Origin of the sequence: Pseudomonas sp. SM4, assembly GCF_051913165.1 — a bacterium.
In the GTDB taxonomy this organism is placed as follows: Bacteria; Pseudomonadota; Gammaproteobacteria; order Pseudomonadales; family Pseudomonadaceae; genus Aquipseudomonas.
Genome location: NZ_JBODOE010000023.1, coordinates 30839 through 51385 on the forward strand (window position 1 = coordinate 30839; position 20547 = coordinate 51385).

16 protein-coding genes and 4 tRNA genes are annotated in these 20547 nt (G+C 54.7%); all 20 read right to left on the minus strand.

Features of this window, described 5'->3' with window-relative positions:
* Nucleotides 1-66: 66 nt before the first annotated feature.
* The 20 genes from rpsJ to birA all read right to left on the minus strand — a co-directional run bounded on the left by rpsJ (nt 67) and on the right by birA (nt 20385).
* Nucleotides 67-378: a 30S ribosomal protein S10 gene (gene rpsJ, locus ACQ4MY_RS28680; protein ID WP_003186070.1), complete on the minus strand. Its 312-nt coding sequence runs from the start codon at nt 376-378 to the stop codon at nt 67-69.
* Nucleotides 379-537: 159 nt separating this feature from the next.
* Nucleotides 538-1731 carry an elongation factor Tu gene (gene tuf / locus ACQ4MY_RS28685; protein WP_007918472.1) on the minus strand — a complete coding sequence of 398 codons (1194 nt, stop codon included), beginning with the start codon at nt 1729-1731 and terminating at the stop codon, nt 538-540.
* 31 nt (nt 1732-1762) lie between these two features.
* Complete coding sequence (gene fusA, locus ACQ4MY_RS28690; RefSeq protein ID WP_008081907.1) at nt 1763-3868, minus strand: elongation factor G; 2106 nt, start codon at nt 3866-3868, stop codon at nt 1763-1765.
* Between the two features lie 30 nt (nt 3869-3898).
* On the minus strand, nt 3899-4372 hold the full coding sequence (gene rpsG / locus ACQ4MY_RS28695) for a 30S ribosomal protein S7 (protein ID WP_007916467.1): 474 nt from the start codon (nt 4370-4372) through the stop codon (nt 3899-3901).
* 106 nt (nt 4373-4478) lie between these two features.
* Nucleotides 4479-4850, minus strand: coding sequence for a 30S ribosomal protein S12 (rpsL, locus tag ACQ4MY_RS28700; protein WP_003186084.1), 372 nt, complete (start codon nt 4848-4850; stop codon nt 4479-4481).
* A gap of 216 nt (nt 4851-5066) precedes the next feature.
* Nucleotides 5067-9266 carry a DNA-directed RNA polymerase subunit beta' gene (gene rpoC, locus ACQ4MY_RS28705; protein ID WP_007916472.1) on the minus strand — a complete coding sequence of 1400 codons (4200 nt, stop codon included), beginning with the start codon at nt 9264-9266 and terminating at the stop codon, nt 5067-5069.
* 64 nt (nt 9267-9330) lie between these two features.
* Nucleotides 9331-13404, minus strand: a complete 4074-nt coding sequence (gene rpoB, locus ACQ4MY_RS28710; RefSeq protein ID WP_008081909.1) for a DNA-directed RNA polymerase subunit beta — start codon at nt 13402-13404, stop codon at nt 9331-9333.
* Nucleotides 13405-13625: 221 nt separating this feature from the next.
* The gene (gene rplL / locus ACQ4MY_RS28715; RefSeq protein ID WP_003228750.1) at nt 13626-13991 is read right to left on the minus strand and encodes a 50S ribosomal protein L7/L12; all 366 of its coding nucleotides are present in this window, start codon (nt 13989-13991) and stop codon (nt 13626-13628) included.
* Nucleotides 13992-14065: 74 nt separating this feature from the next.
* Entirely contained in the window at nt 14066-14566 is a 501-nt protein-coding gene (gene rplJ, locus ACQ4MY_RS28720; RefSeq protein ID WP_008081912.1) for a 50S ribosomal protein L10, read from the minus strand.
* A gap of 198 nt (nt 14567-14764) precedes the next feature.
* Entirely contained in the window at nt 14765-15460 is a 696-nt protein-coding gene (gene rplA / locus ACQ4MY_RS28725; protein WP_007916481.1) for a 50S ribosomal protein L1, read from the minus strand.
* Nucleotides 15460-15891, minus strand: a complete 432-nt coding sequence (gene rplK, locus ACQ4MY_RS28730; RefSeq protein WP_003228756.1) for a 50S ribosomal protein L11 — start codon at nt 15889-15891, stop codon at nt 15460-15462. Before rplK ends, rplA begins: the two co-directional genes overlap by 1 nt.
* A gap of 117 nt (nt 15892-16008) precedes the next feature.
* Entirely contained in the window at nt 16009-16542 is a 534-nt protein-coding gene (gene nusG / locus ACQ4MY_RS28735) for a transcription termination/antitermination protein NusG (RefSeq protein WP_007916492.1), read from the minus strand.
* 9 nt (nt 16543-16551) lie between these two features.
* Nucleotides 16552-16920, minus strand: a complete 369-nt coding sequence (secE, locus tag ACQ4MY_RS28740; RefSeq protein ID WP_008081915.1) for a preprotein translocase subunit SecE — start codon at nt 16918-16920, stop codon at nt 16552-16554.
* A gap of 45 nt (nt 16921-16965) precedes the next feature.
* A tRNA-Trp gene (locus tag ACQ4MY_RS28745) sits at nt 16966-17041 on the minus strand.
* 53 nt (nt 17042-17094) lie between these two features.
* Nucleotides 17095-18288 (minus strand): elongation factor Tu, encoded by a 1194-nt coding sequence (gene tuf, locus ACQ4MY_RS28750; RefSeq protein ID WP_053124324.1) that lies wholly within the window; start codon nt 18286-18288, stop codon nt 17095-17097.
* An 84-nt stretch (nt 18289-18372) separates the two neighbouring features.
* Nucleotides 18373-18448, minus strand: a tRNA-Thr gene (locus ACQ4MY_RS28755).
* Nucleotides 18449-18474: 26 nt separating this feature from the next.
* Nucleotides 18475-18548: transfer RNA gene (locus ACQ4MY_RS28760), tRNA-Gly, on the minus strand.
* 25 nt (nt 18549-18573) lie between these two features.
* A tRNA-Tyr gene (locus ACQ4MY_RS28765) sits at nt 18574-18658 on the minus strand.
* A 143-nt stretch (nt 18659-18801) separates the two neighbouring features.
* On the minus strand, nt 18802-19239 hold the full coding sequence (locus tag ACQ4MY_RS28770; protein WP_440097250.1) for a hypothetical protein: 438 nt from the start codon (nt 19237-19239) through the stop codon (nt 18802-18804).
* Nucleotides 19240-19431: 192 nt separating this feature from the next.
* Entirely contained in the window at nt 19432-20385 is a 954-nt protein-coding gene (gene birA, locus ACQ4MY_RS28775) for a bifunctional biotin--[acetyl-CoA-carboxylase] ligase/biotin operon repressor BirA (RefSeq protein ID WP_440097251.1), read from the minus strand.
* Between the last annotated feature and the right edge of the window lie 162 nt (nt 20386-20547).

Sequence of the window (20547 nt, forward strand, 5' to 3'; positions counted from 1 at the left end):
GAGTGTACGGGGCTTTCACCCGCTATGGCCGCCCATTTCAGAGCGTTACACGACTAAGACCGAGTCTTAGCCGAGGCTGATCTGCACTTCCACACCGGCCGCAAGATCAAGCTTCATAAGAGCATCAACGGTTTTATCCGTTGGCTGGACGATGTCCAGAACGCGCTTATGAGTGCGGATTTCGTACTGGTCGCGCGCGTCTTTGTTGACGTGCGGAGAAACCAGAACGGTGAACCGCTCTTTACGGGTAGGCAGTGGAATTGGACCACGCACTTGAGCACCAGTACGTTTCGCGGTTTCCACGATTTCCTGGGTTGATTGGTCGATCAGGCGATGGTCAAAAGCCTTCAACCTGATACGGATTTGCTGATTTTGCATTGGATTTCAGACTCCGGCTGCTATTCCCACCGAGCGCAATACGCCCGTTAAAAGGAGGCGCAATTCTATAGACGCCCCATATAGGTGTCAACCCAATAAAAAAAGCCCCCGCTGAGCGGGGGCTTTTTCAAAGCATCAAGCAATCTCTATAAAAGAGAATTACGCGATGATTTTGGCTACGACGCCAGCGCCGACGGTACGACCGCCTTCACGGATAGCGAAACGCAGACCGTCTTCCATTGCGATGGTTTTGATCAGGGTAACAGTCATCTGAATGTTGTCACCTGGCATTACCATTTCAACGCCTTCTGGCAGCTCGCAGTTACCAGTCACGTCAGTAGTACGGAAGTAGAACTGTGGACGGTAGCCTTTGAAGAACGGAGTGTGACGACCGCCTTCTTCCTTGCTCAGAACGTAAACTTCTGCGGTGAAAGTGGTGTGCGGCTTAACCGAACCCGGCTTAACCAGAACCTGGCCACGCTCAACGTCGTCACGCTTGGTACCACGCAGCAGAACGCCGCAGTTCTCGCCAGCACGACCTTCGTCGAGCAGCTTGCGGAACATTTCAACACCGGTGCAAGTAGTAACGGTGGTGTCACGCAGACCAACGATTTCCAGCGGATCTTGAACGCGAACGATACCGCGCTCGATACGACCAGTTACAACAGTACCGCGACCGGAGATCGAGAATACGTCTTCGATTGGCATCAGGAACGGCTTGTCAGTCACACGAACTGGTTCTGGGATGTAGCTGTCCAGAGTCTCAACCAGTTTCTTGACGGCAGTGGTGCCCATCTCGTTGTCGTCTTTGCCTTCCAGAGCCATACGAGCCGAACCGATGATGATTGGAGTGTCATCGCCCGGGAAGTCGTAGGTGGACAGCAGGTCGCGAACTTCCATCTCAACCAGTTCCAGCAGCTCAGCGTCGTCTACCAGGTCAGCCTTGTTCAGGAAAACCACGATGTACGGAACGCCTACCTGACGGGACAGCAGGATGTGCTCACGGGTTTGTGGCATCGGACCATCAGCGGCCGAGCAAACCAGAATAGCGCCGTCCATTTGAGCAGCACCGGTGATCATGTTCTTCACATAGTCAGCGTGACCTGGGCAGTCAACGTGAGCGTAGTGACGGATCTTCGAGTTGTACTCAACGTGTGCGGTGTTGATGGTGATACCGCGTGCTTTTTCTTCCGGTGCGCTGTCGATCTTGTCGAAGTCAACGATTGCCGAACCGAAAACTTCGGAGCAAACGCGAGTCAGAGCAGCAGTCAGAGTGGTTTTACCGTGGTCAACGTGACCGATGGTGCCAACGTTGACGTGCGGTAGGGAACGATCAAATTTTTCTTTAGCCACGACAATTAACTCCTAGCCTAAAGGGGCTGAATCAGCCTTGTTTTTTGGTTACGGATTCGACGATGTGCGACGGAGCCGTATCGTATTTTTTGAATTCCATAGAGTAGCTTGCGCGACCCTGGGACATGGAACGAACGTCGGTCGCATAACCGAACATCTCACCCAGTGGAACCTCGGCACGGATAACCTTGCCGGACACTGTGTCTTCCATACCCTGGATCATGCCGCGACGACGGTTAAGGTCGCCCATCACATCACCCATATAGTCTTCAGGCGTAACAACCTCTACAGCCATGATCGGCTCAAGCAACTCACCACCGCCCTTCTGGGCCAGTTGCTTGGTCGCCATGGAGGCAGCCACTTTAAACGCCATCTCGTTGGAGTCGACGTCGTGGTAAGAACCATCGAACACGGTAGCCTTCAGGCCGATCAGCGGATAGCCGGCAACAACGCCGTTCTTCATCTGCTCTTCGATACCCTTCTGGATAGCCGGGATGTATTCCTTAGGAACCACACCACCTACAACTTCGTTCACGAATTGCAGACCTTCCTGACCTTCGTCAGCAGGAGCAAAACGGATCCAGCAGTGACCGAACTGGCCACGACCGCCGGACTGACGAACGAACTTGCCTTCGATTTCACAGTTCTTCGTGATGCGCTCACGATACGAAACCTGAGGCTTGCCGATGTTGGCTTCGACGTTGAACTCACGGCGCATCCGGTCAACCAGGATGTCCAGGTGCAGCTCGCCCATGCCGGAGATGATCGTCTGACCAGTCTCTTCATCAGTTTTTACGCGGAAAGACGGGTCTTCCTGAGCAAGTTTGCCCAGAGCGATACCCATTTTTTCCTGGTCATCCTTGGTCTTAGGCTCTACGGCAACCGAAATAACCGGCTCCGGGAAGTCCATACGAACCAGGATGATTGGCTTGTCAGCGTTGCAGAGGGTTTCACCAGTGGTGACGTCCTTCATGCCGATCAGGGCCGCGATGTCACCAGCGCGTACTTCCTTGATCTCTTCACGGGCGTTTGCGTGCATTTGCACCATACGACCCACGCGCTCTTTCTTGCCTTTAACCGAGTTGATTACGCCGTCGCCGGAGTTCAACACGCCCGAGTAAACGCGGACGAAGGTCAAAGTACCCACGAATGGGTCGGTAGCGATCTTGAACGCCAGAGCCGAGAACGGCTCCGCATCGTCTGCATGACGCTCCAGCTCAACTTCTTCGTTATCCGGGTCAGTACCCTTGATAGCTGGAATGTCGGTTGGTGCAGGCAGGAAGTCGATAACGGCGTCGAGAACCAGGGGAACACCCTTGTTCTTGAAAGACGAACCGCAAACAGCCAGAACGATTTCGCCGGCGATAGTACGCTGACGCAAAGCAGCTTTGATCTCTTCGATCGACAGCTCTTCGCCTTCCAGGTACTTGTTCATTAGCTCTTCGTTGGCTTCGGCAGCAGCCTCAACCATGTTGTTGCGCCACTCGTCAGCCAGCTCTTTCAGCTCGGCAGGAATGTCCTTGCGAACAGGGACCATACCTTTGTCAGAGTCGTTCCAGTACACAGCTTGCATGTTGATCAGATCGATCTGACCCTGGAAGTTGTCTTCCGAACCGATAGCCAACTGGATCGGCACCGGAGTGTGACCCAGACGCTGTTTGATCTGAGCGATCACGCGCAGGAAGTTGGCGCCAGCACGGTCCATCTTGTTTACGTAAACAAGACGGGGAACACCGTATTTGTTGGCTTGACGCCATACGGTTTCCGACTGAGGCTCAACACCCGAAGTACCGCAGAACACAACGACAGCGCCGTCGAGTACGCGCAGGGAACGTTCAACTTCAATAGTGAAGTCAACGTGGCCCGGGGTATCGATTACGTTGAAACGGTGCTCGTGCGAGTACTGCTTCTCGGAACCTTTCCAGAAGGCGGTGATAGCAGCAGAAGTAATGGTAATACCACGCTCCTGCTCCTGCACCATCCAGTCTGTGGTCGCGGCGCCGTCATGCACCTCGCCCATTTTGTGACTTTTGCCGGTGTAAAAAAGGACGCGCTCGGTGGTGGTGGTTTTACCAGCATCCACGTGAGCGACGATACCGATGTTACGGTAGCGACTAATCGGAGTAGTACGAGCCATAAAGCCCTCGCAAAATTAGTGAAGCTAAAATTAGAAGCGGTAGTGCGAGAAAGCTTTGTTGGCTTCGGCCATACGGTGCACGTCTTCACGCTTCTTAACAGCAGCACCTTTACCTTCAGCAGCATCCAGCAGTTCGCCAGCCAAACGCAGAGCCATAGACTTCTCGCCACGCTTACGTGCGAAGTCTACCAACCAGCGCATTGCCAGAGCGTTACGACGGGAAGGACGAACCTCGACCGGAACCTGGTAAGTAGCACCACCAACGCGGCGCGACTTCACTTCGACCAGCGGAGCGATGGCGTCGAGTGCTTTTTCGAAGAGTTCCAGGGGATCGGTGCCAGCCTTACGGGTCGCAACGGTTTCCAGGGCACCATAAACAATACGCTCGGCAACGGCTTTCTTGCCGCTCTCCATAACGTGGTTCATGAATTTGGCGAGGATCTGGCTTCCGTATTTCGGATCGTCCAGAATCTCACGCTTTGCTGCTACGCGACGTCTTGGCATGATAAGCCCTCAAGCGGTCTTCAGGTTAGCTCGGGACAGATCCAATGGATGCGTGCCCGACCTTACTCTTATCGACTCAATAAAATGAAAATCTGCAAACGGCCGATTACTTCGGACGCTTGGTACCGTACTTCGAACGACCCTGGTTACGACCTTTAACGCCGGAAGTATCCAAAGAACCGCGAACGGTGTGGTAACGAACACCTGGCAAGTCTTTTACACGACCGCCGCGGATCAGTACCACGCTGTGCTCTTGCAGGTTGTGACCTTCACCACCGATGTACGAAGAAACTTCGAAACCGTTGGTCAGGCGCACACGGCATACTTTACGCAGTGCCGAGTTAGGTTTTTTCGGCGTAGTGGTGTACACACGGGTGCACACGCCACGACGTTGCGGGCAGTTCTGCAGCGCAGGTACGTCGGATTTCTCGACGATACGCTTACGCGGCTGACGTACCAGCTGGTTGATAGTTGCCATCTACTAGCTCCACTGTTGTCTTGCGACGCTATTGTCTTGCAAGAAAAGCAAAATGGCAGGAACGAATTCCCGCCAAATTTAGGGGATCAAGAGTCTAAAGAGGATCTTGCCCCCAGTCAAGGCAAGGCCCCGACCTCCCCGCCCCTCGAACCTCGACAAAATGTCTCGATTCGACGAACGGGGTGATCAGGGCCTTACGCTCATTTATCGCAGAACTCAGTTACCGCTCGAGTTCAGCGCTTCGGTCAGTGCAGCTTCCACTTCACTGGCGCTTACGCGCAACGGCTTGTCTGCTTCACGACGACGCTTGCGCTCGCTGTGATATGCCAGGCCGGTACCTGCCGGGATCAGACGACCCACGACAACGTTTTCTTTCAGGCCGCGCAGGTAATCGCGCTTGCCGGTGACTGCCGCTTCGGTCAGTACGCGGGTGGTTTCCTGGAAGGAAGCCGCCGAGATGAACGATTCGGTGGACAACGACGCCTTGGTGATACCGAGCAGAACGCGAGTGTACTTGGAGACGAACTTGTCTTCGCCGCCCAGACGCTCGTTCTCTACCAGTACGTGAGTCAGTTCCATCTGGTCGCCCTTGATGAAACTCGAATCGCCGGATTCAGCGATTTCAACTTTACGCAGCATCTGACGCAGGATGGTCTCGATGTGCTTGTCGTTGATCTTCACGCCTTGCAGACGGTAAACGTCCTGGATCTCGTTCACGATGTACTTGGCCAGCGCGCTCACACCCAGCAGACGCAGGATGTCGTGCGGATCGCTTGGGCCGTCGGAGATAACTTCGCCGCGGTTTACCTGTTCGCCTTCGAAGACGTTCAGGTGACGCCACTTCGGAATCAGCTCTTCGTACGGATCGGTACCGTCGTTCGGGGTAATAACCAGACGGCGCTTGCCTTTGGTTTCTTTACCGAACGCGATGGTGCCGCTGACTTCAGCCAGAATCGACGCTTCTTTCGGACGACGAGCTTCGAACAAGTCGGCAACACGCGGCAGACCACCGGTGATGTCGCGGGTCTTCGAAGTTTCTTGCGGGATACGCGCGATAACATCACCGATCGCGATCTTCGCACCGTCCGCTACACCGACCAGGGCGTTGGCTGGCAGGAAGTACTGAGCGATAACGTCAGTGCCTGGCAGCAACAGATCCTTGCCGTTGTCGTCGACCATCTTCACTGCTGGACGGATTTCTTTGCCCGCAGCTGGACGATCTTTCGCGTCGAGGACTTCAATGTTGGTCATACCGGTCAATTCGTCGGTCTGACGCTTGATCGTGATGCCTTCTTCCATGCCCACGTAGGTCACGGTACCTTTCATTTCGGTAACGATTGGGTGAGTGTGCGGATCCCACTTGGCCACGATTGCGCCAGCGTCGACCTTGTCACCTTCTTTAACCGAAATCACAGCACCGTACGGCAGCTTGTAACGCTCACGCTCACGACCGAAGTCATCAGCGATGGCCAGCTCACCGGAACGGGAAACAGCAACCAAGTGACCATCCACTCGCTCAACATGCTTCAAATTGTGCAGACGAACGGTACCGCCATTCTTCACCTGAACGCTGTCCGCAGCGGAAGTCCGGCTAGCCGCACCACCGATGTGGAACGTACGCATCGTCAGCTGGGTACCCGGCTCACCGATGGACTGGGCAGCGATAACGCCGACCGCTTCACCGATGTTCACCTGGTGACCACGAGCCAAGTCACGGCCGTAGCACTTGGCGCAAATGCCATAGCGGGTTTCGCAGCTGATCGGCGAACGCACGATCACTTCGTCGATGCTGTTCAGCTCGATGAACTCAACCCACTTCTCGTCGACCAGAGTACCGGCCGGAACGATAACGTCCTCGGTGCCTGGCTTGAATACGTCACGGGCAATAACACGACCCAATACGCGCTCACCCAACGGCTCTACAACGTCACCGCCTTCAATGTGCGGAGTCATCAGCAGACCGTGTTCGGTGCCGCAATCGATCTCGGTTACAACCAGATCCTGCGCCACGTCTACCAGACGACGAGTCAGGTAACCGGAGTTCGCAGTTTTCAACGCGGTATCCGCCAGACCTTTACGAGCACCGTGAGTGGAGATGAAGTACTGAAGTACGCTCAAACCTTCACGGAAGTTCGCAGTAATCGGCGTCTCAATGATGGAACCGTCCGGCTTGGCCATCAGACCACGCATACCGGCCAGCTGACGAATCTGTGCTGCGGAACCCCGCGCACCCGAGTCGGCCATCATGTACATCGAGTTGAAAGACTCTTGATCGACTTCAACGCCGTGACGGTCGATAACCTTCTCTTTCGAGAGGTTGGCCATCATTGCCTTGGAAACTTCGTCGTTCGCTTTCGACCAAAGGTCGATCACTTTGTTGTACTTCTCGCCCTGAGTTACCAGGCCGGAGGCGTACTGGCTCTCGATCTCTTTCACTTCGTCGGTGGCAGCACCGATGATGCGGGCTTTCTCGTCAGGGATAACGAAGTCGTTAACACCGATGGAAACGCCGGAGATGGTCGAGTAAGCGAAACCGGTGTACATCAACTGGTCAGCGAAGATAACGGTCTCTTTCAAACCAACCACGCGGTAGCACTGGTTGATCAGCTTGGAGATCGCCTTTTTCTTCATCGGCAGGTTGACGACGTCGTACGACAGACCTTTTGGCACAACCTGGAACAGCAGCGCACGGCCGACAGTGGTGTCGACGATACGGGTACCGCTCACGCTGTTGCCGTCACGGTCGTTGACGGTTTCGTTGATACGAACTTTAACCTTGGCGTGCAGTGCGGCTTCGCCGGCACGGAACACACGGTCAACTTCCTGCAGATCCGCGAATACACGACCTTCGCCTTTGGCGTTGATCGCTTCACGAGTCATGTAGTACAGACCCAATACAACGTCCTGCGACGGAACGATGATTGGCTCACCGTTGGCTGGCGACAGAATGTTGTTGGTCGACATCATCAACGCACGCGCTTCGAGCTGGGCTTCCAGCGTCAGCGGTACGTGCACGGCCATTTGGTCGCCGTCGAAGTCGGCGTTGTACGCGGCGCAGACCAGAGGGTGCAGCTGGATAGCCTTACCTTCGATCAGTACCGGTTCAAACGCCTGGATACCCAGACGGTGAAGGGTCGGTGCACGGTTGAGAAGAACCGGGTGTTCGCGAATCACTTCAGCGAGAACGTCCCAAACCTCTGGCAGTTCGCGCTCGACCATTTTCTTGGCCGCTTTGATGGTGGTCGCGAGACCACGCATTTCCAGCTTGCCGAAAATGAACGGTTTGAACAGCTCGAGAGCCATCTTCTTCGGCAGACCGCACTGATGCAGACGCAGGGTCGGACCTACGGTAATTACCGAACGACCAGAGTAGTCAACACGCTTACCGAGCAAGTTCTGACGGAAACGACCTTGCTTACCCTTGATCATGTCAGCCAGGGATTTCAGAGGACGCTTGTTCGAACCGGTGATAGCGCGGCCACGACGGCCGTTGTCGAGCAGCGCATCGACAGCTTCCTGCAACATACGCTTTTCGTTGCGCACGATGATGTCCGGAGCGGACAGATCCAGCAGGCGCTTCAAACGGTTGTTACGGTTGATCACTCGACGATAAAGATCGTTGAGGTCGGAAGTCGCGAAACGACCGCCATCCAGCGGGACCAGTGGACGCAGATCTGGCGGCAGAACCGGCAGAACGGTCAGCACCATCCACTCTGGCAGGTTGCCGGAACCCTGGAAGGCTTCCATCAACTTCAGACGCTTGGACAGCTTCTTGATCTTGGTTTCGGAGTTGGTTTGCGGAATTTCTTCGCGCAGACGGCCAATCTCGTGCTCCAGGTCGATAGCGTGCAGCAGTTCACGGACAGCTTCAGCACCCATACGGGCGTCGAAGTCGTCACCGAACTCTTCCAGCGCTTCGAAGTACTGCTCGTCGTTCAGCAGCTGACCTTTCTCAAGGGTGGTCATGCCTGGGTCGATAACGACATAGCTCTCGAAGTAGAGAACGCGTTCGATATCACGCAGGGTCATGTCCATCAGCAAGCCGATACGGGACGGCAGCGATTTCAGGAACCAGATGTGGGCAACCGGCGAAGCCAGTTCGATGTGCGCCATGCGCTCACGACGAACCTTGGCCAGTGCAACTTCAACGCCGCACTTCTCGCAGATCACACCACGGTGCTTCAAGCGCTTGTACTTACCGCACAGGCACTCGTAATCCTTTACCGGGCCAAAGATCTTGGCGCAGAACAGGCCGTCACGCTCAGGTTTGAACGTACGGTAGTTGATGGTTTCCGGCTTTTTAACTTCACCGAACGACCATGAGCGGATCATCTCAGGCGAGGCCAATCCGATACGGATGGCGTCGAACTCTTCGACTTGACCCTGGTTTTTCAGCAAATTCAGTAGGTCTTTCAAGGCCTTTCCTCCTGGCGGAGCAGAGAGCGGGCAATCCTGCCCCGCTCTCGATTCGCGTCACGTGTTATTCGGTTTCCAGATCGATATCGATGCCGAGGGAACGAATTTCCTTGATCAACACGTTGAAGGACTCGGGCATGCCCGGCTCCATACGGTGATCGCCATCCACGATGTTTTTGTACATCTTGGTACGGCCGTTCACATCGTCCGACTTCACTGTGAGCATTTCTTGCAGAGTGTAAGCAGCACCGTATGCTTCCAGTGCCCAGACCTCCATCTCCCCGAAACGCTGACCACCGAACTGCGCCTTACCACCCAGCGGCTGCTGGGTAACCAGGCTGTACGAACCGGTAGAACGCGCGTGCATCTTGTCGTCTACCAAGTGGTTCAGCTTCAGCATGTACATGTAGCCAACGGTAACTGGACGCTCGAACTTGTTGCCGGTACGGCCGTCAGTCAGCTGCATCTGGCCGCTTTCCGGCAGGTCTGCCAGTTTCAGCATGGCCTTGATTTCGCTTTCCTTGGCGCCGTCGAACACTGGAGTGGCCATTGGAACGCCGCCACGCAGGTTCTTCGCCAGATCCAGGATTTCCTGATCGGAGAAGCTGTCCAGATCTTCGTTACGACCGCCGATCTGGTTGTAGATCTCGTCCAGGAAGGTACGCAGTTCAGCGACTTTACGCTGCTCTTCGATCATCCGGTTGATCTTCTCGCCCAGACCTTTGGCCGCGAGGCCCAGGTGGGTTTCAAGGATCTGACCAACGTTCATACGCGAAGGTACGCCCAGTGGGTTGAGGACGACGTCGACCGGGGTGCCATTGGCATCGTGCGGCATGTCTTCAACCGGCATGATCACGGAGACCACACCTTTGTTACCGTGACGACCGGCCATCTTGTCGCCCGGCTGGATGCGACGACGGATTGCCAGGTAAACCTTGACGATTTTCAGCACGCCTGGAGCCAGGTCATCGCCCTGCTGCAGTTTGCGCTTCTTGTCTTCGAACTTGTCGTCCAGCAGACGGCGACGATCAACGATGTAGGCCTGAGCCTTCTCGAGCTGCTCGTTCAGAGCATCTTCAGCCATGCGCAGTTTGAACCACTGACCATGCTCAAGACCGTCGAGTACTTCGTCGGTGATGTCCTGACCTTTCTTCAGACCTGCGCCGCCTTCAGCCTTGTGGCCTACCAGAGCGGAACGCAGACGTTCGAAAGTCGCGCCTTCAACGATACGGAACTCTTCGTTCAGATCCTTGCGGATCTCGTCGAGCTGAGTCTTCTCGATCGACAGCGCACGAGCATCACGCTCAACGCCGTCACGGGTGAAGACCTGTACGTCGATGACAGTACCTTTGGTACCGGTAGGTACGCGCAGGGAAGTGTCTTTAACGTCGCTGGCTTTTTCACCGAAGATTGCACGCAGCAGTTTTTCTTCCGGAGTCAGTTGGGTCTCGCCTTTCGGAGTGACCTTACCCACCAGGATGTCGCCTGCGCCAACTTCAGCACCAACATAAACGATACCGGCTTCGTCCAGTTTGTTCAGTGCAGCTTCACCCACGTTAGGGATGTCCGCAGTGATCTCTTCAGGCCCAAGCTTGGTGTCACGGGCCACACAGGTCAGTTCCTGAATGTGGATCGTGGTGAAACGATCTTCCTGAACTACACGCTCGGACAGGCAGATGGAGTCTTCGAAGTTGAAGCCGTTCCATGCCATGAACGCGATGCGCATGTTCTGACCCAGCGCCAGTTCACCCATGTCGGTGGACGGGCCGTCGGCCATGATGTCGCTGCGCTGAACGCGATCACCCTTACGCACCAGCGGACGCTGGTTGATGCAGGTGTTCTGGTTCGAGCGGGTGTATTTGGTCAGGTTGTAGATGTCGACACCAGCTTCGCCGGTTTCAACTTCGTCATCAGCAACACGAACCACGATACGGCTGGCGTCGACGGAATCGATCACGCCGCCACGACGAGCCACGACGCAAACGCCGGAGTCACGGGCTACGTTACGCTCCATGCCAGTACCTACCAGCGGCTTGTCAGCGCGCAGGGTTGGTACAGCTTGACGCTGCATGTTCGAACCCATCAACGCACGGTTGGCGTCGTCGTGCTCGAGGAACGGAATCAGCGACGCTGCAACCGAAACTACCTGCTTCGGCGAAACGTCCATCAAGGTGACTTCTTCAGGCGCCTTAACGGTGAATTCGTTCAAGTGACGTACGGCTACCAGTTCGTCGATCAGGACTTTCTGGTCGTTCATGGTCGCCGAAGCCTGCGCGATCACGTGATCGGCTTCTTCAATAGCGGACAGGAACACGATCTCGTCGGTGACCACACCCTCTTTCACCACGCGGTACGGGCTTTCCAGGAAGCCGTACTGGTTGGTGCGAGCGTACGCAGCCAGGGAGTTGATCAGACCGATGTTCGGACCTTCCGGCGTTTCAATCGGGCATACACGACCGTAGTGAGTCGGGTGTACGTCACGAACTTCAAAGCCTGCGCGCTCACGAGTCAGACCGCCAGGGCCGAGTGCAGAGACACGACGCTTGTGGGTGATCTCGGACAGCGGGTTGTTCTGGTCCATGAACTGCGAGAGCTGGCTGGAACCGAAGAACTCTTTCACCGCTGCAGCCACAGGCTTGGCGTTGATCAGGTCTTGCGGCATCAGGCCTTCGCTTTCAGCCATCGACAGACGCTCTTTGACCGCACGCTCAACACGTACCAGGCCAACGCGGAACTGGTTCTCGGCCATTTCGCCTACGCAGCGAACACGACGGTTACCCAGGTGGTCGATGTCATCGACGATGCCTTTACCGTTACGGATGTCGACCAGAGTCTTCAGTACCGCGACGATGTCTTCCTTGCACAGCACGCCCGAACCTTCGATCTCGGTACGACCGATACGACGGTTGAACTTCATCCGGCCGACCGCAGACAGGTCATAGCGCTCAGGGCTGAAGAACAGGTTGTTGAACAGGGTTTCGGCAGCGTCTTTGGTTGGCGGCTCGCCTGGACGCATCATGCGATAGATCTCGACCAGCGCTTCCAATTGGTTGCTGGTGGAGTCGATCTTCAGCGTGTCGGAGACGAACGGACCGCAGTCGATGTCGTTGGTGTACAGAGTTTCGATGCGAACAACGCCGGACTTGGCAATTTTTGCCAGGACTTCAGTGTTCAGCTCGGTGTTGCACTCTGCCAGGATTTCGCCGGTAGCCGGGTGCACGATGACCTTGGCGGTAGTGCGACCGAGGACGTAGTCCAGAGGCACTTCCAGGGTCTTGATGCCGGCTTTTTCGATCTGGTTGATGTGGCGCGCGGTAATACGGCGGCCCGCTTCAACGATGACCTTGCCCTTCTCGTCCTGAATATCCAGAACCGCAATTTCACCACGCAGACGCGAAGCAATCAGTTCCAGGCTGAGGGTTTCGCCGCTCAGGTGGAAAACGTTGGTGGTGTAGAAAGCGTCCAGCACTTCTTCAGTGGTATAGCCGAGCGCACGCAGCAGTACCGATGCCGGCAGCTTGCGACGACGGTCGATACGCACGAACACGCAGTCTTTCGGGTCGAACTCGAAGTCCAGCCACGAACCGCGGTAAGGAATGATGCGCGCGGAGTACAGCAGTTTGCCGGAGCTATGCGTCTTGCCGCGGTCGTGGTCGAAGAACACGCCCGGGGAACGGTGCAGCTGGGAAACGATTACACGCTCGGTACCGTTGATTACGAAGGTACCGTTCTCAGTCATCAGGGGGATTTCACCCATGTAGACTTCTTGCTCTTTGATGTCCTTGATCGCTTTGTTCGACGATTCTTTGTCGAAAATGATCAGGCGCACTTTTACCCGCAAAGGTACGGCGAAAGTTACACCGCGCAATACGCATTCTTTGACATCAAATGCCGGTTCGCCCAGGCGATAACCGACGTACTCCAGCGCAGCATTGCCGGAGTAGCTGATGATCGGGAAAACGGATTTGAAGGCCGCATGCAGGCCCACGTCGCGGAACTGATCTTTAGTCGCTCCCGCTTGCAAGAATTCACGATACGAATCCAGCTGGATGGCCAGGAGGTACGGCACATCCATGACGTCCGGCAACTTGCTAAAGTCCTTGCGGATACGTTTTTTCTCAGTATATGAGTAAGCCATCAGCGTTCCCCAGCTTGGTCACCTGCTTGTTTGGCCCCTCCCGACGGGAGCAGCCAGAAAATCGTGCAAACCCCATGGTTTGCGCCACCGCATCGGGTGGTTACAGCGCCTTTATCAGCACCGACCCAGTCGGCTGCCAATAACGGAAAAAGGCCGGTGGCAAGAGCCACCAGCCATCAGCCTGTCGCTTGACGCTCGGGCTGGAGGAGCAAAGTCGATGCTTATTTCAGCTCGACTTTAGCGCCTGCTTCTTCCAGCTTCTTCTTGGCGTCTTCAGCCGCTTCTTTCGAAACGCCTTCAGCTACAACCTGAGGAGCGCCGTCTACTTTCTCTTTGGCTTCTTTCAGGCCCAGACCAGTCAGTTCACGAACTGCCTTGATCACGTTAACCTTCTTCTCGCCAGCTTCCAGCAGAACAACGTTGAACTCGGTTTGCTCTTCAACAACAGCGGCAGCAGCAGCTGGACCAGCCGAAGCAGCAGCAGCGGTAACGCCGAAGGTTTCTTCCATCGCTTTGATCAGCTCAACGATTTCCACTACGGATTTCTGGCCGATTGCTTCGATGATTTGTTCGTTAGTCAGAGACATGACTCAATTCCTGAATTGGGGGACGGCCTACGCGACCATCGAAATAAACAAAAAACGCGAGAAGTTGACGAGCCTTAGGCTGCAGCAGCTTCTTTCTGGTCGCGAATTGCCGCCAGAGTACGAGCCAATTTGCTGGTAGCGCCTTGAATCACGCTCATCAGCTGAGAAATTGCTTCGTCACGGGTCGGCAGAGTTGCCAGTACGTCGATCTGATTAGCTGCGAGGAACTTGCCCTCGAACGCAGCTGCCTTGATCTCGAACTTGTCCTGACCCTTGGCAAACTCTTTGAAGATACGGGCAGCAGCGCCCGGATGTTCGTTCGAGAATGCAATCAGGGTCGGGCCGGTGAACACGTCGTTGAGGACACTGTATTGAGTGTCAGCAACAGCGCGCTTGAGCAGGGTGTTACGTACAACGCGTACGTAAACGCCAGCTTCACGAGCCTCTTTACGGAGTCCGGTCATTGCGCCTACTGTTACGCCACGTGCATCAACCACGACAGCGGACAGAGCGACTTTGGCAGCCTCGTTGACTTCAGCGACGATGGCCTTCTTGTCTTCGAGATTAATTGCCACGGGTTTAACTCCTGCTTGTTACCGTTTCATTCGATCGAAACCGAATGTCGTTTTGGTGTCTGATTCGGTAAGGAACCGGGAGCACCATCTGCGTAGGCTGATGGTTTAAGACTTGCGCCGCCTACGGTCTTGGATAGCCCCCGCCAGGCAGGGACCCCAATCTTTCAATTGGTGCGATTACTCGCACCAATTTTTGTCTTACGCGTCCAGCGAGCTCTGGTCGATAACCAGACCTGGGCCCATAGTGGTGCTCAGGGTAACGCGCTTGACGTAGATACCTTTCGAGGAAGCTGGCTTGATACGCTTCAGATCAGCGATCAGGGCTTCAACGTTTTCCTTCAGCTTGACGGCATCGAAGCCCATCTTGCCAACGGAAGTGTGAATGATGCCGTTTTTGTCGGTGCGATAACGAACCTGACCAGCTTTAGCGTTCTTGACCGCGGTAGCTACGTCTGGAGTTACAGTACCAACCTTAGGGTTAGGCATCAGACCACGTGGACCGAGGATCTGACCCAACTGACCTACAACGCGCATTGCATCCGGGGATGCGATCACTACGTCATAGTTCAGGTCGCCGCCTTTCATTTCGGCAGCCAGGTCGTCCATACCTACACGGTCAGCGCCGGCAGCCAAAGCGGCCTCAGCAGCTGGACCCTGGGTGAACACAGCAACGCGAACAGTCTTGCCAGTGCCGTGTGGCAGCACAGTAGCGCTACGAACAACCTGGTCGGATTTACGCGGGTCAACACCCAGGTTTACAGCAACGTCGAACGACTCGCTGAACTTGACAGTCGACAGCTCAGCCAGCAGAGCGGCGGCATCTACAATGTTGTAGGCCTTGCCTGCTTCGATTTTGCCGGCGATAGCCTTTTGACGCTTGGTCAGCTTAGCCATTACACACCCTCCACGTTAAGGCCCATGCTACGAGCAGAACCGGCGATAGTACGCACGGCTGCATCCATATCAGCTGCAGTCAGATCCGCGTTTTTGGTTTTCGCGATTTCTTCCAGCTGAGCACGGGTAACGGTGCCAACCTTAACGGTGTTCGGACGAGCGGAACCGCTGGTCAGACCGGCCGCTTTCTTCAGCAGAACCGAAGCAGGGGTGGATTTTGTTTCGAAAGTGAAGCTACGGTCGCTGTAGACGGTGATGATCACTGGAGTCGGCAGACCAGCTTCCAGACCCTGGGTACGGGCGTTGAAAGCTTTGCAGAATTCCATGATGTTCACGCCGTGCTGACCCAGTGCAGGACCAACAGGTGGGCTTGGGTTAGCCTGAGCGGCCTTCACTTGCAGCTTGATGTAAGCGGTAATCTTCTTGGCCATGAGGCACTCCAATTACGGGTTCGAACGCCTCGAAAGGCTCCCCGGTTACTTGCGCGTTTATCCCAGTGACGACAAAACCCCACAGCCTATGGCTGCGGGGTTGGGATGCTTTTTCAGCTAGACCTTTTCGACCTGACTGAACTCCAACTCTACCGGAGTAGAGCGACCGAAAATGAGCACTGCCACTTGGATCCGGCTCTTTTCGTAGTTAACTTCTTCAACAACGCCATTGAAATCAGCGAATGGACCGTCGTTGACTCGCACCGTCTCGCCTGGCTCGAAGAGAGTCTTCGGCTTCGGCTTGTCGCTACCATCAGCAACACGACGCAGAATTGCTTCCGCCTCTTTATCGGTGATTGGCGCTGGCTTATCAGCAGTACCGCCGATAAAACCCATCACCCGAGGAGTGTCCTTGACCAAGTGCCAAGTACCCTCATTCATATCCATCTGAACCAGCACGTAGCCTGGAAAGAATTTGCGCTCGCTTTTGCGCTTCTGGCCATTACGCATTTCAACCACTTCTTCAGTGGGAACCAGAATCTCGCCGAAGCCATCTTCCATGCCAGCCAGCTTTACGCGCTCGACCAGCGAGCGCATCACATGCTTCTCGTAACCCGAGTAAGCATGCACAACATACCAACGCTTAGCCACGGGACACCCTTAGCCGACAATCAAGGAAACAAGCCAGCCGAGCAGGGAATCAAGCCCCCACAACAGCAACGCCATAACCAAAACAACAGCCACCACAATAAGGGTGGTCTGCGTGGTTTCTTGGCGAGTTGGCCACACGACTTTACGAATCTCGGTGCGAGCTTCCTTAACCAGTACAAAGAAAGACTTGCCCTTCGCAGTCTGCAGGCCTACAAAGGCAGCTACAGCAGCTAAGGCCAGCAAAGCAAGTACACGGTACAGGATCGGCGAAGCAGAGTAATACTGATTGCCAACAACGCCAACAACCACCAAAGCGACAACTACAAGCCACTTGAGCAGATCGAAGCGAGAGCCTTGAGCTTCAGCTTTAGGAGTCATCTATGAAGATCCTGTGAAAAGAAAGCCAGACACACCAAGTGAATCTGGCAGGTCAGGAGGGAATCGAACCCCCAACCTACGGTTTTGGAGACCGTCGCTCTGCCAATTGAGCTACTGACCTAAAACAAAATCAGGCCGACCATTATGCCGGCCCGAAAAATACATTACAACCACTTACTCGATGATTTTGGCTACGACACCAGCGCCGACGGTACGACCGCCTTCACGGATAGCGAAACGCAGACCATCTTCCATTGCGATGGTTTTGATCAGGGTAACAGTCATCTGAATGTTGTCACCTGGCATTACCATTTCAACGCCTTCTGGCAGCTCGCAGTTACCGGTCACGTCAGTCGTACGGAAGTAGAACTGTGGACGGTAGCCTTTGAAGAATGGAGTGTGACGACCACCTTCTTCCTTGCTCAGAACGTAAACTTCTGCGGTGAACTTGGTGTGCGGCTTAACCGAACCCGGCTTAACCAGAACCTGACCACGCTCAACGTCATCACGCTTGGTACCGCGCAGCAGAACGCCGCAGTTCTCGCCAGCACGACCTTCGTCGAGCAGCTTGCGGAACATTTCAACACCGGTGCAAGTAGTAACGGTGGTGTCACGCAGACCAACGATTTCCAGCGGATCTTGAACGCGAACGATACCGCGCTCGATACGACCAGTTACAACAGTACCGCGACCGGAGATCGAGAATACGTCTTCGATTGGCATCAGGAACGGCTTATCAGTCACACGAACTGGTTCCGGGATGTAGCTGTCCAGAGTCTCAACCAGTTTCTTGACGGCAGTGGTGCCCATCTCGTTGTCGTCTTTGCCTTCCAGAGCCATACGAGCCGAACCGATGATGATTGGAGTATCATCGCCCGGGAAGTCGTAGGTGGACAGCAGGTCGCGAACTTCCATCTCAACCAGTTCCAGCAGCTCAGCGTCGTCTACCAGGTCAGCCTTGTTCAGGAAAACCACGATGTACGGAACGCCTACCTGACGGGACAGCAGGATGTGCTCACGGGTTTGCGGCATCGGACCATCAGCGGCCGAGCAAACCAGAATAGCGCCGTCCATTTGAGCAGCACCGGTGATCATGTTCTTCACATAGTCAGCGTGACCTGGGCAGTCGACGTGAGCGTAGTGACGGATCTTCGAGTTATACTCAACGTGAGCGGTATTGATGGTAATGCCGCGTGCTTTTTCTTCCGGGGCGCTGTCGATCTTGTCGAAGTCAACGATTGCCGAACCAAAAACTTCGGAGCAAACGCGAGTCAGAGCAGCAGTCAAAGTGGTTTTACCGTGGTCAACGTGACCAATGGTCCCAACGTTGACGTGCGGCAGGGAACGATCAAATTTTTCCTTAGCCATCGATATCACCCTTAACAGAAGAATTGAGCAAACGACACAAGCCATTAAAACAAAGGCAGATATTTTCATATCTGCCTTGTTATATGGAGCTCTTGAGCGGATTTGAACCGCTGACCTCACCCTTACCAAGGGTGTGCTCTACCAACTGAGCTACAAGAGCAAAACACCTTGCACAACCTGCAAACTTGGAGCGGGTAGCGGGAATCGAACCCGCATCATCAGCTTGGAAGGCTGAGGTTCTACCACTAAACTATACCCGCGGAGCCTGCAGCTCACGCTTAAATCTGGTGGAGGGAGAAGGATTCGAACCTTCGAAGTCGTAGACGTCAGATTTACAGTCTGATCCCTTTGGCCGCTCGGGAACCCCTCCTAATCAGGCCGGCATTCTATACTATGCCAAACCCCTGTCAAGCATTTTCTCATTTAAAAACCTGAGGTTAGCTGCATTGACACCACTTCACTTTGATTCCCTGTTCAGGTCTTCGCTGTGGAGCGGGCGCCATTCTATGCAAACTATTCAGTAGGTGCAACCCCCTCACACAGCATTATTTTATGTTTTAACTCATTGAATTCCTTGGAAAGGTTCTGCAGCTGGATATCCCCCAGCAAACGCTCGCTCGAAGGCGCTATCCGCAACCAGTACTCAACATCAGGAAGATCCTTCGACGCAGGCTGTGCACTTACCCCCATACCAGCCAAACGCCGCTCAAGGCCTTCAATCAGCTCTTGGCGAGAGAACCCTCCGAGGAAAAGGCATTCATTCCCCGCTGTAGAGCCGCTCGTCCTTTCTCGCGATGCAGCTCCGCTCTCGCTGAGCAAACGAATATCTTGCTGCGAACCTCGATACAGATTGAGCGGAGTGACATCTTTCGCACGCAAAGGGGCCTCCTGCTGATGCCAGACGTAATAAAACACATTGAGTACTAACAGCAGCAGGAACATCCAACGCATACAAACCTCAAGTAAAAGGACATGCCATAGCCAGACTTACAAAAAAAACCACCAGGAGCGATCCCATGCCAAGCAACTGCACGCCAGCCCTCATTCAGCAACTGATCCGATTCAACGATCGTCTGCACAATCAAATCCGTCACCTCATTGGCTAACACGCGCCGTTTTATGAAGCCATTACCTTACTCGAGCTCAAGAATCGTCTCGCAGCCTCAGGCTAAGTTCACCACCACTGAAAACCTTTTCAACACCATCCACGGCCAACCGTAGAGCACCTTGATTATCGATACCTTGCACCACGCCATCTATTTGACTGACGCCGGCAATCAGTGAGACAGATCGACCATGCCACAAATGGTTTTCTTCCCACTCCGCTTGCAGAACCGTAAAGCCACCAGCCTGGTGACGCTCTATATAAGCCTGTAATTGCTCACTCAATTCAGCCACAAGAACATTACGATCGCAGGCCTTCCCAGACTCGAGCCGTATTGACGTCCATTTTTGATCCACTTCTGTTGCGACCTGCATGTTTGCATTGATGCCAATGCCTAACACCACATGGCAAACATCTGCAGGGTCGCCGACGAGTTCGAGTAAAATGCCAGCAATTTTCTTGTCACCGACAAGGACATCGTTAGGCCACTTCAACCCTGCCCCACCAACGCCGGATTTCCGCAAGGCCCGCATCACCGCCAAGCCAACGACCAGACTCAACCCTTCGAGCTGGCGCATTCCACCATCGATGCGAAGAACAAGACTGTAATAAAGATTTTCGGCAAACGGGCTAACCCATTTGCGCCCTCTACGCCCACGACCGGAAGTCTGCCTCTCAGCAACGACTAAAAATGGCGCGGCCTGCCCACGACCAATAGCGCGCAAAGCTTCAGCATTCGTCGAGTCGATAGTATCGAACACTGCGAGAGGCCATTGCGGCATCATTTCTGAGATTTTTATAGGGTCGAGTAACGTCAACGGCGCCGCCAACTGATAGCCACGCCCCCGAACCTTATGAATGGACAATCCGAGCTCAGACTCAAGGTGCTGAAGCTGCTTCCATACTGCACTTCGGCTAACTCCGAGCGCTACGCCCAGGGCCTCACCAGAATGAAAGCGCCCATCCTTCAGAAGATTCAACAACGTCAGCATGCAGGTCTCGCCTCGTAATGAGGCCCGAATAATATCTATGCTCAGGACAGTTGCATAGAAATCAAGCGAGCACATTTCCTGCGGACAAAACAAAACCCCAACTGCTTTCGCAATTGGGGTTTCGGAATTTAATCTTGACGATGACCTACTCTCACATGGGGA